Source organism: Pseudomonas veronii (assembly GCF_002028325.1).
Classification (GTDB): Bacteria; Pseudomonadota; Gammaproteobacteria; order Pseudomonadales; family Pseudomonadaceae; genus Aquipseudomonas; species Aquipseudomonas veronii.
In genome coordinates this window covers 5,940,317-5,954,233 of record NZ_CP018420.1, presented here as the reverse complement: position 1 = coordinate 5,954,233, position 13,917 = coordinate 5,940,317, and the positions used below count along the sequence as shown (strand labels likewise).

The following is a 13,917-nucleotide window of genomic DNA, read 5'->3' as shown; positions in this document are numbered from 1 at the left end:
TACCCATGAGCGAAATGAAATTTGATCTGATCGTCGTCGGTGGCGGCCCCGGCGGTTACGTGGCGGCCATTCGCGCCAGCCAGTTGGGGCTGCGCACGGCGTTGGTGGAAAAGGCGCAACTGGGTGGGGTCTGCCTGAACTGGGGCTGCATTCCGACGAAGGCCCTGTTGCGCAGTGCCGACGTGTTGCGCCTGATCGGCAGCGCAGGCAGTTTTGGTATCGAGGTCGGGCCGGCCAGGCCGGACCTGAAGGCCATCGTCAAGCGCTCCCGCGATGTCGCCGCCCAGTTGCACCGTGGGGTCAGCGGTTTGATGAAAAAGCACCGCGTCCAGGTGTTCAATGGGCATGCGCGGCTGGATGGGCCGCAGCGCCTGAAAGTCAGTGGGGAGCAAGGCGAGCTGAGCCTGAATGCGCCGCATATTATTCTCGCCACCGGGGCCCGGGCCCGAGTGCTGCCGGGCATGGAGCCGGATGGCAAGCATTTCTGGAGCTACCGTCAGGCGTTGGTGCCGGACAGCGTACCCAAGCGGCTGGTGATCATCGGCGGCGGTGCGATCGGGATCGAGTTCGCCAGTTTCTATCACGCGCTGGGCGCCCAGGTCAGCGTGGTGGAAATGGCGGAGCGGATCCTCCCGGTAGAAGACCACGAGGTCAGCGCCCATGTGGCGCAGGCCCTGGTTCGCGACGGTATCTGCCTGTACACCGGCTGTGCGCTGCAAGGTAGCAAGGTGGAGCAGGGCGCCGTGCAGTTGCGCCTCGAAGGCAACAGCAACGAGACGCTGCAGGCTGACGTGGTGCTGGTGGCCGCGGGCATTGTCGGCAATGTCGAGGAGCTGGGGTTGGAAGGCACAGGGGTCAAGGTGCAGCATACCCACGTGTTGGTGGATGAGTTCTGCCGCACGGGCGAGCCGGGTGTCTACGCCATTGGTGATCTGGCCGGGGCGCCGTGGCTGGCGCACAAGGCCAGCCATGAAGCCGTGATCTGTGTCGAGAAGATCGCCGGTCAGAACCCCCACCCACTGGACCCCCGCAGCGTGCCGGCCTGTACCTACAGCCACCCGCAAGTCGCCAGTGTCGGCTACACCGAAGCCCAGGCGCGCAGTGCCGGCAAGACCCTCAAGGTCGGCAAGTTCCCCTTCGCCGCCAACGGCAAGGCGATTGCCATGGGCGCCACGGAGGGCTTCGTCAAAGTGGTGTTCGACGCAGACAGCGGCGAGTTGCTCGGCGCGCATATGGTCGGCGAGGAGGTCACCGAAATGATCCAGGGCTACACCATCGCGCGAGGCCTGGAGACCACCGAGGCCGAACTGATCGAAAGCATCCTGCCGCACCCGACGATGTCCGAAGCCATGCATGAGGCCGTGTTGGCCGCCTATGAACGCGCCCTCCATTGCTGAGCACTGATCCACGAGCGATTGCCGAACTGTACGAGGTTGAGTCGTGTCAGTTCGGCAGGCGCCGGGAGCGTTCGGGGCTGCCTAGAAGTGCGAGGAAAGACCGCGTGATGCTCAACGGCCTCAACCGATCGGAAGACTCGTCTTCGGTCACGCGTCATTCCCGGTGTCGCGGGTTTGGGGCTCAGGGATGGTGATGTTTATATTCCTGGCTCACGCCGCCATACCCATATGCACTGGCCCTGCAATCAATGAGGTGGATGTTGGAGTGTGGATGCAGGTTGCCGATTTCCTCGGCCAATAGCGCGAACGCCTCGCGCTGAAAGCGCGCCTTCTGCGCTTTGGTGTTTGTCTCATCGGTGATGGTGACCTCCAGCCGGAACGAGTTGTAACCCAGTTCGGCCAGCGAGCAACTGTTGATGAACCATTGCTCATGAGGCACGAAATGCACCATCACCAGCGTCTGCTCCGGGCGTTTCTCCAGCACGTCGCAGGTTAGCGCGGTGAGCTGGGAAACGATCCCCTGGACTCGCGCAAGGTCAGGTTGGCCAGAGATTTTGAGTGTGATGCCGGGCATGTTGGAGTCCTCGTCGGAAGTAAATGTCTGGCTCAGAGTAAGGAGTGGCTTGAGTGCTGAAAAGCCGGAAGATATGATCGTATCCTTCGGAAAAACGGCAGGATGAGCATGCGTCCCTTTGACCTGGAACTTTTGCGAGCCTTCGCCGTTGCGATGGAGTCGGGCAGCCTCGCGCAGGCGGCGCCTAAGTTGTGTCGGTCGCAGTCGGCGTTAAGCGAGCAATTGCGCAAGCTCGAGGCCTTCACCGGGGTTACGTTGCTGGAGCGGGGTAAAAAAGGCGTCAGGCCGACACCGGCTGGCGAACGCTTATTGGTCCATACACGCGACATGCTCGCCTTGAGTGAGCGTGCCCTTGAAAGCGTGCGTGGCGTGACCTTTGTCGGCGAGTTGCGGCTGGCCATCACCGACTACTTTCTGCCCAGCTCGATCGCCGACCTGTTGAAGAAACTGCGAGTGCGCTATCCGCACCTTCGCCTGCATGTGTCGGTACGCAAGAGCATGCAAATCGAGAGCGGGGCGGATTCGGATGAATTCGATATCGGCCTTTCCATGCGAATTCTCGACGGGCGCAGCCTGCCCGAGGGCTTGCCGGTACGACGGGAGGCGTTGCGTTGGGTGTCGGTCGCGGGGTTCGAGGCTGAGCGGGAGGAAAACACCCCGTTGCCACTTTTGGTACTGCCGCAGGGGTGCAGCCTGCAGCGCCTCGCCAGAGAGACCTTGGAGGCTCACGAGGTGCCTTATGTGGTTGCGCATTCGGCGTCCGGCGTCGCGGGGCTGCAATCAGCGTTATTGGCAGGTTTGGGCGTCGCTTGTCTGAATGCGTCCGCAGTACCGATGGGCGCGCAGGTCTGCCAGTCGGCGCACCATTTACCGGGATTGCCGGATGTTGAGTTCAGCCTGTTGCCCCCTCGTCCTGGCGAATCGCCCTTGGTCGGGGCTGTCAGGGAAATGCTTGCGAGCCAGTTCAGTTAATCGTCCGAGAAGCCAGCAGCGCCGCTAGGGCGCTACGGGGCGTTGCGAAATGCATGCACTGCGTCAGGGATTGGCACTGAGATTCGGGCCTGTCAGCCGGGACTCTTTAAAGGAAAAAAAGGAGTGACTATGCATAAAGAAATCTGGATGAAACGTTACCGCGTAAAGTTGATTGCCGTCGTTTGTCTTATCGTGACTATCGCGTTGCTTGTTCTCGCGCGGCTTGACACTTATGGTCTGGATCGCAGAGCCAGCGAACCGTTTGCATTCGACGCAAATGGGCTGCGCCTGGCCGGCACGCTCTGGCTGCCCGACCACGCAGCAACAGCGGCAGTGGTTCTGGTTCACGGGGATGGCCCCCAGGATCGCACGTCGCAGCAGGGTTACGATCCACTCATCAACGCGCTTCTCGATGCTGGCATTGCGGTTGTTTCGTGGGATAAACCGGGCGTTGGGGATTCGCCGGGGAATTGGCTCAGCCAGTCGATGACGGACCGCTACGTGGACGTGCGCAGCGCGTTGTCTGCCCTGCGCAGTAGGCTGCCAGCAATCCCTGTCGGTGCGCTTGGGTTTTCACAAGCCGGCTGGGTACTGCCCCGCCTGGCGTCGGGGGATGCGGACTTTCTGGTGCTTGTCGGCGGCGCGGTATCCTGGCAACGGCAAGGTGACTATTACACGCGGACACGGTTGCAACGCACGGGGATGTCCGAGCCCGACATCGACGCAACGATGGCTCGGATCGCCGCAGACGATGAGCGTTTGTTCGCCTCTGCGCAGGTGCCGCCGGTTGCCCTTCTGGACGGCATGAGTGCAGATCGATGGGCGTTTGTGCGGCGCAATCTTCACGAAGACGCAACCGGTGCCTTGGAAAAACTCGACATTCCACTGCTTGCGCTATGGGGCGCGGACGATCTGAATGTCGATCCCGAAGCCAGCGCAGCCCTCTACCGAAAGGCGCTCGGCGGCAACCATCCCGCCAACCGGATTGAAGTCATACCGGATGCAACCCATGGGCTGCTCAAGGCGGCGGCTTACAACACGCAACTCACCAGCGAGTGGTCCTGGTTCACCACGATGAGGTTCCTCATGGAAGGTCGTCTTGCCTACGCCCCAGGCGCCCTTGAAACGATAAACGCGTGGGTTCACGCCAGAGCCAGCCAGTGAATGCACTGGCGGCCAGCGTTGGCAATCAACGCGTGCGGGCAACCACTCGACAAGCGATGTTGGAGCCTCAAGGCTCCTGAGTTTCGAGACGCCGTTTAAACGCGTCGAGCGCAGTACGGATCAACGGGCCCATCACCGGGTCGGCGGCAATGCCCTCGGCGCTCGACTGGCTGGACAGGAGGTTAACCGTGATTGACGCTTGCTCGATGATGCTCGCCGACATCGTTTCCAGGACCAGCCGCAATGCCGCTTGCGCGTGGCTGGCTCTGGGCGATGCGTTGAACAGCGCGACAGGCTTGCCCGGAAACTCTTCACTGCTCACCAGCCAATCGAGCATGTTCTTGAATGCGCCGGGAATACCTCGAGCATACTCGGGGCACGAAACCAACAGCCCATCCGCCTGCCCGATAATTGCGCGCAACGCCAAGACTGACTCGGGGGGATCCTCGAGCAGGTCCGGGTTGAAGTGAGGCAATTCAGCGATGCCTTCGTAATGTGCGACCTGTACCCCTTCGGGGCATAGATGCTCAACTGCGCGTAGCAAAATTGAGTTGGAAGAGGCCTGACGCAGACTTCCCGAGACAGCAAGCAAACGCACCATTTCAACACCGTTCGTGATTCGTGAGTCGGTGAAGTTTCGCACGAGCTGAGCTTCGTTCACCATTGCGGCATAGCCATCCAGCGCTCAGCGGGGAGCTTGGCGGCACCCGATGTTGAGGTCTCGACCTCTCGGTGCCGAGACCTCAACCACACTGAAGCCGGACGCAATATCCGGTTTTAGATCCAGCGTCGGAACAGCACGCTGGCGTTGACCCCGCCGAAACCGAAGCCATTGGACAGCGCATATTCCATGGGCAGGTGCTGGGCCTGGCCGCGAATCAGGTTCAGGCCTTCGGCAGCGGCATCCGGAGTTTGCAGATTGAGTGTCGCCGGAACTACCTGATCGCGCAGCGCAAGTACGGTGAAGATCGCCTCGATCCCCCCCGCAGCGCCCAGCAGGTGGCCAGTGGCGGACTTGGTCGAACTGATCGCAAGGCCGCTGTCGGTGCCGAACAGGGCTTTGATTGCCGCGAGTTCGCCTTTGTCGCCCACCGGGGTCGAGGTGGCGTGGGCATTCAGGTGCTGAACCTGGGATGCGTCCACGCCGGCTTGGCGCAATGCCTGTTGCATGGCGCGGCGGGCGCCGTCGCCATCTTCGGGCCCGGCGGTCATGTGGTACGCGTCGGCGCTGGTGCCATAGCCCACCAGCTCGGCGATGGGTGTGGCGCCGCGTGCCAAGGCATGTTGCAACTCTTCGATGACCAACAGGCCGGCGCCTTCACCCATGACGAAACCATCGCGGGCCTGATCGAAGGGGCGCGAGGCGCGCTCCGGGGTGTCGTTGTAATCGCTCGAGAGGGCGCGTGCGGCAGCGAAGCCAGCCAGGCTGACCCGGTGAATGGCCGCCTCCGTCCCGCCGCAGAGCGCTACGTCGATTTCCCCCGCGCGAATCATCCGTGCAGCGTCGCCGATGGCCTGGACGCCCGCCGCACATGCGGTCACCGGAGCCCCCAGTGGCCCCTTGAGACCATGGCGGATGGAGACATGACCGGCGGCCATATTGCTGAGAAATGACGGGATGGTGAAGGGTGACAGGCGCCGTGGCCCCTTGCTGTCAGTCGTCCGCACGGCTTCGGCAATCGCCGGAAACCCGCCCACGCCCGAAGCGATGATGGTGGCGGTGCGCTCCTGCGCCTCAGGGGTTTGCGGCGCCCAGCCGGCCTGTGTCAACGCTTCATGGGCCGCTGCCAGGGCGAACAGAATGAAGCGGTCCATCTTGCGCTGTTCTTTGGGGGCCAGCAGTAGATCCGGATCGAAGCCGGCCTCCGGGTCTTGGATGCGGTCGGGAACCTGGCCACCGATGCTGATCGACAGATCGCCGATCAGCTCCGGTGGCAACCGGCGGATCCCCGACTGCCCTGCCAGCAGGCGTTGCCATATTTGCTCGACTCCGCAGCCAAGTGGGGTCAGCGCGCCCATGCCTGTAACGACGATGCGTTTGTTCATGATGATCCAGTTCTTTGTGCTTAAGGGAGGGGTAACGACATATGGACGTCACTATCATTATGAAAGTAACATGCCGGGCCATCAAATGTTTGAACCCCGTAAGGAACTGTCATGCAGCGCAAGACCCTCATTCATGCCGAATGCCCGATCGCCCGTAGCCTGGAACGGGTTGGCGAGTGGTGGAGCATTTTGATCATGCGCGACGCCCTGCATGGCCTGCGACGCTTCGAGGAGTTTTCCCGCAGCCTGGATATTGCCCCGAACATGCTCACCAGACGCTTGAACTCGCTGGTGGAGGCGGGCCTGCTCGAGCGTCAGCCTTACAGTCAGCGCCCGTTGCGCTACCAGTACGTGCCGACGGCCAAGGGCGAAGATTTCCGCGTGGTGCTCATGGCCTTCGTGGCCTGGGGCAATCGCCATTACGCGCCAGAAGGGGAAAGCGTGCAGATTGTCGAGCGGGAGACGGGGCGGCCGGTGCTGCCGGTGATGGCGGATATCGCCGATGGCCGTCTTGTGCCCCTGGACCAGTGCAGCGTGCAGGCCGGACCCGCGGCCAGCGCGGGCATGCGTCAGCGGTTTGGGTGCATGGCTGACCGGATTGAGTGAGGCGCCATGCAGCGGAGGAGTGCGGCACTCAAGGGCTGCCAGCGGTTAGAGCTTACTGGCGCAGTTGTTTTGGCGAGGCGTTCAACAGGCGGCGCATGAGTCGCCGCAGGGCCGTGGCATCTTGGTATCCCACCTGCGCGGCGATAGATTCAACGGAGTGCCTGCTGGTTTCCAGCAGCACGCGGGCTCTGTTCAATTGCACGCGTTGGATCAGATTGCGAGTTGAAAGACCGGTTGCTTTTCGAAGGTGCCGCGACAGCGTTCGCTCAGACATGCCGACGTATGCCGCAAGGCTCGGCACACTGGGCGGATGGGGCAGGCGTGCTTCGATGTAGGCGGTGAGGTTGGCGACCAGCGTATTGCCCTGGGCCATGATTGCCGGGTTGATGAAGGGGGACTGCAATTGCCGGCCATCGAGCAGCAGGGCCTTGCCCACCGCGTCGGCGAGTTCCGGCGACAGACGTCTGCGCAGCAGGTGCAGCATCAAGTCGGTTTGTGCGAAGGCTGCACCGGCGGTCGTCAGCGGCGGATCGCGGAGCACCATGACGTTGGGATCGACAATGCAGTCAGGCGCCATGCTCGACAGCCAAGGGGCGAGCCACCAGGAAGTCGTCACCCGTCGCCCCGTGAGCAACCCGGCGGCATGCAGGAGAAAGACCGCCGAGCATGAGGCGGCAATCTCCTTGCCTTGATTCACATGTGCCTTCAGCGCTGGCAGGGTCTGAAGGACCACGTCTTCCTCAAGCCGCTGCCGCAGCACGTCGAAGTCGCTGATGCCGAGGCCCGGAATGACCCAGCAGGAGTTGTCCTCGACATCTGTGGTCAGCGCGTCAACCTGCAGCAGCATGCCTTGGCCCAGCGTACTCAACCCTGGCTGCGGCCCACACACGCGCCAGCGCGGCACGGCAAGGCCGCGCCGCTGCGCAAGTATTGCGGCGGTGCCGAGGATGTCCAGGGTGGCTGCGACGCTCGAGGCGAACGCCCCTGGAAAGACGAGGACAGTGAAATCGTACATTGTCCGATTATGCCCGAAAGAAGACGAATCGGTCACTTATCGAGGGGAGGGATAACTGGCCCAATGGCGCCTCCAGTTAACCGCGAGGTTTCGCCATGCCAAACATCCTGATCAAGGTGCCTACCGGCGCTTTCAACCTGCCACAGCGCCACCAGTTGCTTCGAAGCGTGAGCGACGTGGCGATGATTAATGAACACATGGGCGATGCCCCTCAGCAACGTATGTTGTGCTGGGTGTTGATTGAGGAAGTACAGGCCGATCAATGGCTGTGCGGAGGCGTTGCTCCTCATGCCCAGGTTGTCCCGTGCATGGTCATCGTCAAGGTGCCCGCCGGCGTCCTTGATGCACCGATGCGCCAGCGCTACGTGAGTGAACTGCATGGCGCCCTACAATCGAACCTGGCGGCGGGGGATCAGCGCCGGTTGCTGAGCTCGATACAGATCGAGGAGGTTGTCGACGGAACGTGGGGGGCGAACGGTGAGATCTGGCATTTGGCCGACTTCACCCGTGCAGCCGGATACGGACATCTCGCTGACTAACGATAGGCGCCCGCCAGAAAGCGTACACCTGTACGCTTATTCGTCCCCCGGTCGAACCGTCGGTTGTTTCAGTCCCTGTCGAGAAAAACGGTTGGCGGTAGTGTTGCGATTCGCGGTGGGGCAGGGGGGGATGCTCGCCTGCCGCCAGCTCGATGCTGAACCTGCGTCACATCCCTGACCGCACCACGAGCCGCGTTCGATGTCAGTGCCGCGTAGGCCTGAAGTGCCGCCGACACTTTTCGCGCCCGTGCGGCGGGCTGCCAGGCTTGCCCTTCCTTGGCATCCATCGAGTGGTAACGCTGGTTCAACGTTGCCTCATCGACCCTCAGTTCAACGGAACGGTTGGGAATATCGATCTTGATCACGTCCCCTGTTTCCACCAGGCCTATCAGTCCACCTTCCGCCGCTTCCGGTGAGACATGGCCGATGGACAGGCCCGAGCTGCCGCCCGAAAATCGCCCGTCGGTCAAAAGCGCGCAGGACTTGGCCAGCGCTTTGGATTTGAGATAGCTGGTGGGGTAGAGCATTTCCTGCATACCAGGGCCGCCCTTGGGGCCTTCGTAGCGGATGACCACCACATCGCCAGGCACCACCTGGTCGCCAAGAATGCCAGCCACCGCTGCCTCCTGACTTTCGAAAACCACGGCTTTGCCTTCGAACACCAACATGGAGGGGGCGACGCTGGCTGTTTTGACGATACAGCCCTCCGGCGCCAGGTTGCCAAACAGCACCGCGAGGCCGCCGTCCTTGCTGAAAGCCTGTTCAGCGCATCGGATCGCGCCCGTTGACCTGTCTGTGTCCAGGTCATCCCAGCGCGCTGACTGACTGAAGGCTCGCTGGGTGAGGGCATTGCCTGGCGCTGCGCGGAAAAATGTCTGCACTTGCTGGTCTGGGCTACGGGCGATGTCCCAGCGATCCAGCGCATCTTTCAAGGTGGGCGCGTGGATTGTCGGCAGGCTTGTGTCGATCAAGCCTGCGCGGTCCAACTCGCCAAGGATCGCCATGATGCCACCGGCGCGATGCACGTTCTCGATGTGTACATCGCTGCAGGCGGGCGCGACTTTGCACAGCCACGGGACTTGGCGAGACAGCCGGTCAATGTCGGCCATGTTGAACGCCACGCCGCCTTCGCGCGCAGCTGCCAACAGGTGAAGGACCGTGTTGGTCGAGCCGCCCATGGCGATGTCCAGGCTCATGGCGTTTGCAAACGCCGCGCGGTTGGCAATGTTGCGCGGCAACGCGCGTGCGTCGTCCTGTTCATACCAACGTTTGGCTAACTCGACAATCAGCCGCCCGCTCTGGCGAAACAAGCCCTCACGCTCAACATGAGTCGCCAGCACCGTACCATTGCCCGGCAATGCCAGACCAAGCGCTTCCGTCAGGCAGTTCATTGAGTTGGCGGTGAACATGCCGGAGCATGAACCGCAGGTGGGGCAGGCGGCGCGTTCGACCGCGGCGACTTCCTCGTCGCTATAGGCGTCATCGGCGGCGATCACCATCGCGTCGATCAGGTCCAGAGACTGGCGCGTGCCTTTGATTACCGCCTTCCCAGCCTCCATCGCCCCGCCAGAAACGAACACGGTCGGAATGTTTAGGCGCATGGCAGCCATCAACATGCCGGGGGTGATTTTGTCGCAGTTGGAGATGCATACCAGCGCATCGGCGCAATGCGCGTTGACCATGTATTCAACGGCATCGGCGATCAGTTCCCGCGAGGGCAGTGAATAGAGCATGCCGTCATGGCCCATGGCGATACCGTCGTCGACGGCGATGGTGTTGAACTCCTTCGCCACGCCACCGGCCGCCATCACTTCGCCGGCAACCAGTTGGCCGAGGTCCTTGAGGTGTACGTGGCCTGGAACAAACTGCGTAAAGCTGTTGGCGATGGCAATGATGGGTTTGCCGAAGTCGTCATCGGTCATACCTGTGGCGCGCCATAGGCTGCGGGCACCGGCCATGTTGCGGCCATGGGTAGTGGTTCTCGAACGATAAGCGGGCATTGAGTCCTCCTGGGCTGACGGTATGGACTCAGGCTAAAGATCGGTTGGAAGGCTGTGAAATATATTATTTAATGCTTATTAAGTCTCTGGAGGTATAAGAAATGGATGTTCGCCAGCTCAGGCATTTTGTCGCTGTCGCCCAGACTTTGCATTTCAGCCTGGCAGCGCAACGCCTGTGCATGACCCAGCCGCCGTTGAGCCAGTCGATCATGGCGCTGGAGCGCGAAGTCGGTGCCTCGCTGTTTGTACGGACCAAACGCAGCGTGGCGCTGACCCCGTTCGCCGAGCAATGGCTACCTCAGGTGCGGGCCGCGCTGGGGGCTATCGATGCGCTGGGTCATACAGCGCAAGCCATCCTTCGCGGCGATGCCGGCGGGTTGGAGCTGTCGTTTGTCAGTACCGCTGACTACAGCATTCTTCCCGTGCTGGTCCAACGCTTCCGCAGCCTGTACCCGGCGGTGGAACTTTCGTTGATGGAGGCTACCAGTGATCTTCAGATCGCTGCGCTGCTCGAGGGCAAGGGGCACGCAGGCATTGTCATTGCCAACCCGTGGGCCACGATCCCCGATCAATTGGCCTACCGGTCTTTGGTCGTCGAGCCACTGATTGCCGCTGTGCCGCAAGCGTGGATGGCGGACGGGCGCCTGGTCGATGTGGAGGGCCGGTTATCTTCGGACGCGATGATATCTTGCCCGCTGGTGGTCTTTCCCAGGCGTGCGGCACCGGCGTTCTATGACCTGGTCACCGGCTACTATGCCGCGTGCGGCGGTAGCCTGCATATTGCCCAGCACGCTATTCAGATGCAGACGATCATTAGCTTGGTATCGGCAGGCATGGGCATCGCGCTGGTGCCGGCGTCATTGCGTCATCTCGCTCGCTCGGGGGTGTGCTATCTCGCTTTGGAGGAAAATGCGCCACATCTGGAAACCGGCCTGGTGTACCGCCGCGACGATACGACACCGACGCTTGCCAACTTCCTGAACATGGCCAGTCAATTGCTCGAACTGGACATGAGTTGATCCGATGCAGCGGGCGAGTGAGGTTGTTAACCTGTGGCCGCATAGTTGGGCAATCAACGCCTGGGATTAAAGGGAATTAACGATGGAAGTGGATCACATCTTTATTTGTGTGAATGATGACGGCCAAGGCGCTGATGCTTTGAAAGCCCTCGGGCTTGCTGAAGGGACGCCAAACGTCCACCCCGGCCAAGGCACGGCCAATAGAAGGTTCTTCTGGCGAAACTCATTCATTGAGCTTTTGCATCTCACCGATGAGTTGGAAGCTCAAAGTCCGTTAACCGTGCCAACCCAACTCTTTGACCGCCTCACGTGTACGGATGGGCTCGCTTCGCCCTTTGGCATTTGCTTCAGACCCTCCAGCGTCGACGAGAAGCCACTGTTTCCGGTCTGGGAATATCGACCTGTTTACTTACCCGCCGCGCTGAAAGTCGACGTAGGGCATGCGCCGATATCCGAACCGATGTGGTTTTTTCTTTCGTTTGCCAAGAGGCCAGATGAGGCGCCTGCTGAGCGAGCGCAGCCGTTTGAACATCCCAACGGCTTTCGCGAGATGACATCGTTGCGGGTTATCACGCCCGACCACCACGCGTTTTCGACCGCTGCCACCTGCGCAAACCAGTTGAAAGAGTTTGAAATCGTTCAGGGTGATGAACACCTGCTCTTACTGGAAATCGATCATGGCGCCAGCGGCCAGGCACACGATTTCCGTCCCGGGTTGCCGATGATTGTGAACTGGTGATGCATTGGCCTGGAGGCCCCGTTCTATCTTGATGATCTGGAGCCCACGGTGGTCGGCGCTGCCATAGACCGTGCGGTGGGGTACAACACGGGCAATGACGAATATCACCCGACGGCGGGGGACTTCCCTGGATGCAACATGACGCCGATGTACGTGCTAGTCCGTGCTCGATAGTTCGAAATTGGCGAATCCATAGAGTTTATTGGTGAGAGAGTCAATACCGGCGCTGGGCTGTTTGCATGTTTTTAGAGTGTGTTCAGCTGATGTTCAGAACTCGCATGCTAGTTGATTAGTTGAGTCAATAGGTCGCATGTGTTTAACAAGTTTTCACTGTTTTTGTCTGGATGGCGCAAAAAGCAAAATGCTAGCCTGCGAGTTTTTTGGGATAGCAGGTCCACATGAAAGTGCTAAAGGAAATGGCTGTAAAAAAGCCATGCTCATTTATTTTTATATTGACATTCCTCGTGTTTGCAGTGCTGCAATACAAGCCTGCTGTGCTCAATTACACAACGCGCTTTGTCGATTTTGCTCAATATATGCTCGCGCATGGGGTGACGCTGTTTCCAATTGCGGATGATCTGCGGCCATATCCCGATTACACGGTGATCAATACGCTCCTTGTTTATCTGGTTTCTTTGCCGTTTGGTCGTGTATCGATTCTTTCAATGGGCCTTCCCTTCTGTGTTGCCGCGGCCTTGATGCTGGTGTTTGTTTACAAGCTCGGTGCATTGCATGAGAAAAAATGGGGCGCATATGGTGTTGTATTTGCCCTGTTCACCTGGTCATTTCTGGACGGCGTGAACTCCTTGGCACTGGATATATACCCCGCGCTTTTTACAGTGGTGTGTTTTTATCTGGCCTACACGGGAGAGGTATACAAACAACGTTTCCGCGTGCTGCTTGTGCTCGCAGGCCTTGCGCTGGGCTTTGCATTTCGTGGCCCCATTGGGCTGATCGGCCCCGCCAGTGTGGTCGCCGCTTATTATTTTTTGAGCAAGCAATGGCGCATGCTGGTTGTGTTTTGCTTGCTGGCAGGCTTGGTCCTGGCCACAGGCATTGCGGTGCTGACATGGGCTGCCTACGTACAAGGTGGAGACGCGTTTCTACAAGAGGTATTGATCATGCAAGGGCTGGGGCGGTTTGGCAGTGACCACGCGCCTCGTTATTACTTCTATTTCTCTGCCGGCTTGCTGACCTATGGCGTAACAGCTCTTATCGCTTTGAGCGTTATCGCCAAGAAGGGGAAGTGCTTTTTTGAACGCTCACCTGATCCAGCCACGAACATGCTCTTGTATCTCTCGGGCTGGCTCCTTGTGGTGATCGTACTGTTCACGATTCCAAGCTCCAAGAAGGCGCGTTACATACTTTCAATTACACCCGCTATTTCCTTGTTGGCTGCCTACATCTTCGTGGATCGCAGCGCTCTCTTTGCAAGTATCCGAGACAAACTGCTGAGGTTTTGCTTAAACCTGCCAGTGGTTGGCCTGGGAGTGTTACTGCTTGCGTTTATTCATGGTCTGTATGCGACGACTCCACTTCAGCCGAACTATCTCGGTGCGTCCATGGGGTTGATTGCCCTTGTTGCCGTTAGGCCTTGGATGGTGACACGTTTCAGCGTGCATCCACATCGTGAGTTTGTGATTTTCTCTTTTGGTGCTATCGCCTTCCTCATACTGGACATGTTTTTCTTTAACTCTGTTACTTACCATTTGGAGTTGGCCAACGAGCCGACACCCAAGTTTTTGCCGTATTGGTTTTGGTGAGGTCTGAATCGCCCCGGGTTTTCTAGATACTCTCCAACCATCGCCGGATGGCTGGCAGCTATCACAAACCTTTGAGCAAGAGC

The 13,917-nt window shown here is 60.0% G+C and carries 13 protein-coding genes; 8 read left to right on the top strand and 5 right to left on the bottom strand.

The genetic code is table 11. The features are described from left to right. Positions 1-5 precede the first annotated feature (5 nt). Positions 6-1,397, top strand: a complete 1,392-nt coding sequence (lpdA, locus tag PverR02_RS27275; protein ID WP_079444742.1) for a dihydrolipoyl dehydrogenase — start codon at positions 6-8, stop codon at positions 1,395-1,397. A gap of 181 nt (positions 1,398-1,578) precedes the next feature. Here lpdA and PverR02_RS27270 read toward each other — a convergent pair whose 3' ends face one another. Beyond that, positions 1,579-1,971, bottom strand: a complete 393-nt coding sequence (locus tag PverR02_RS27270) for a tautomerase family protein (protein ID WP_017847336.1) — start codon at positions 1,969-1,971, stop codon at positions 1,579-1,581. Between the two features lie 108 nt (positions 1,972-2,079). Between PverR02_RS27270 and PverR02_RS27265 the strand changes: the two genes are divergently transcribed. Both PverR02_RS27265 and PverR02_RS27260 read left to right on the top strand, forming a co-directional pair. Further along, positions 2,080-2,943 (top strand): LysR family transcriptional regulator, encoded by an 864-nt coding sequence (locus PverR02_RS27265; RefSeq protein ID WP_079444741.1) that lies wholly within the window; start codon positions 2,080-2,082, stop codon positions 2,941-2,943. Between the two features lie 129 nt (positions 2,944-3,072). Beyond that, the gene (locus PverR02_RS27260; RefSeq protein WP_079444740.1) at positions 3,073-4,107 is read left to right on the top strand and encodes an alpha/beta hydrolase family protein; all 1,035 of its coding nucleotides are present in this window, start codon (positions 3,073-3,075) and stop codon (positions 4,105-4,107) included. Positions 4,108-4,174: 67 nt separating this feature from the next. Here the strand turns inward: PverR02_RS27260 and PverR02_RS27255 are convergent, their stop codons facing one another. Next, positions 4,175-4,771, bottom strand: coding sequence for an NADPH-dependent FMN reductase (locus PverR02_RS27255; RefSeq protein WP_079444739.1), 597 nt, complete (start codon positions 4,769-4,771; stop codon positions 4,175-4,177). Positions 4,772-4,884: 113 nt separating this feature from the next. Next, positions 4,885-6,153, bottom strand: coding sequence for a beta-ketoacyl-ACP synthase II (fabF, locus tag PverR02_RS27250; RefSeq protein ID WP_046382015.1), 1,269 nt, complete (start codon positions 6,151-6,153; stop codon positions 4,885-4,887). A gap of 111 nt (positions 6,154-6,264) precedes the next feature. Here fabF and PverR02_RS27245 point away from each other — a divergent pair, with 111 nt between their 5' ends. After that, a complete protein-coding gene (locus PverR02_RS27245) occupies positions 6,265-6,759 on the top strand; it encodes a winged helix-turn-helix transcriptional regulator (protein ID WP_046382016.1) in 495 nt (164 codons plus the stop codon). A 52-nt stretch (positions 6,760-6,811) separates the two neighbouring features. Here the strand turns inward: PverR02_RS27245 and PverR02_RS27240 are convergent, their stop codons facing one another. Then, positions 6,812-7,774, bottom strand: a complete 963-nt coding sequence (locus PverR02_RS27240; RefSeq protein ID WP_079444738.1) for a GlxA family transcriptional regulator — start codon at positions 7,772-7,774, stop codon at positions 6,812-6,814. A 95-nt stretch (positions 7,775-7,869) separates the two neighbouring features. Between PverR02_RS27240 and PverR02_RS27235 the strand changes: the two genes are divergently transcribed. After that, positions 7,870-8,313 (top strand): tautomerase family protein, encoded by a 444-nt coding sequence (locus tag PverR02_RS27235; protein WP_017847343.1) that lies wholly within the window; start codon positions 7,870-7,872, stop codon positions 8,311-8,313. A gap of 68 nt (positions 8,314-8,381) precedes the next feature. Here PverR02_RS27235 and ilvD read toward each other — a convergent pair whose 3' ends face one another. Beyond that, positions 8,382-10,313, bottom strand: a complete 1,932-nt coding sequence (ilvD, locus tag PverR02_RS27230; RefSeq protein WP_046382018.1) for a dihydroxy-acid dehydratase — start codon at positions 10,311-10,313, stop codon at positions 8,382-8,384. Positions 10,314-10,414: 101 nt separating this feature from the next. On the opposite strand from ilvD, the gene PverR02_RS27225 reads away from it, so the two are divergent. The 3 genes from PverR02_RS27225 to PverR02_RS27215 all read left to right on the top strand — a co-directional run bounded on the left by PverR02_RS27225 (position 10,415) and on the right by PverR02_RS27215 (position 13,834). Further along, positions 10,415-11,332, top strand: a complete 918-nt coding sequence (locus PverR02_RS27225) for a LysR family transcriptional regulator (protein WP_046382019.1) — start codon at positions 10,415-10,417, stop codon at positions 11,330-11,332. A gap of 82 nt (positions 11,333-11,414) precedes the next feature. Then, entirely contained in the window at positions 11,415-12,071 is a 657-nt protein-coding gene (locus tag PverR02_RS27220; RefSeq protein ID WP_079444737.1) for a VOC family protein, read from the top strand. 398 nt (positions 12,072-12,469) lie between these two features. After that, positions 12,470-13,834: a hypothetical protein gene (locus PverR02_RS27215; protein WP_079444736.1), complete on the top strand. Its 1,365-nt coding sequence runs from the start codon at positions 12,470-12,472 to the stop codon at positions 13,832-13,834. Positions 13,835-13,917: the final 83 nt, after the last annotated feature.

Bases quoted from the DNA above. Each gene is read 5' to 3' on its own strand.
- lpdA (WP_079444742.1), top strand. From the start codon at position 6: ATGAGCGAAATGAAATTTGATCTGATCGTCGTCGGTGGCGGCCCCGGC.
- PverR02_RS27270 (WP_017847336.1), bottom strand. From the start codon at position 1,971: ATGCCCGGCATCACACTCAAAATCTCTGGCCAACCTGACCTTGCGCGA.
- PverR02_RS27265 (WP_079444741.1), top strand. From the start codon at position 2,080: ATGCGTCCCTTTGACCTGGAACTTTTGCGAGCCTTCGCCGTTGCGATG.
- PverR02_RS27260 (WP_079444740.1), top strand. From the start codon at position 3,073: ATGCATAAAGAAATCTGGATGAAACGTTACCGCGTAAAGTTGATTGCC.
- PverR02_RS27255 (WP_079444739.1), bottom strand. From the start codon at position 4,771: ATGGTGAACGAAGCTCAGCTCGTGCGAAACTTCACCGACTCACGAATC.
- fabF (WP_046382015.1), bottom strand. From the start codon at position 6,153: ATGAACAAACGCATCGTCGTTACAGGCATGGGCGCGCTGACCCCACTT.
- PverR02_RS27245 (WP_046382016.1), top strand. From the start codon at position 6,265: ATGCAGCGCAAGACCCTCATTCATGCCGAATGCCCGATCGCCCGTAGC.
- PverR02_RS27240 (WP_079444738.1), bottom strand. From the start codon at position 7,774: ATGTACGATTTCACTGTCCTCGTCTTTCCAGGGGCGTTCGCCTCGAGC.
- PverR02_RS27235 (WP_017847343.1), top strand. From the start codon at position 7,870: ATGCCAAACATCCTGATCAAGGTGCCTACCGGCGCTTTCAACCTGCCA.
- ilvD (WP_046382018.1), bottom strand. From the start codon at position 10,313: ATGCCCGCTTATCGTTCGAGAACCACTACCCATGGCCGCAACATGGCC.
- PverR02_RS27225 (WP_046382019.1), top strand. From the start codon at position 10,415: ATGGATGTTCGCCAGCTCAGGCATTTTGTCGCTGTCGCCCAGACTTTG.
- PverR02_RS27220 (WP_079444737.1), top strand. From the start codon at position 11,415: ATGGAAGTGGATCACATCTTTATTTGTGTGAATGATGACGGCCAAGGC.
- PverR02_RS27215 (WP_079444736.1), top strand. From the start codon at position 12,470: ATGAAAGTGCTAAAGGAAATGGCTGTAAAAAAGCCATGCTCATTTATT.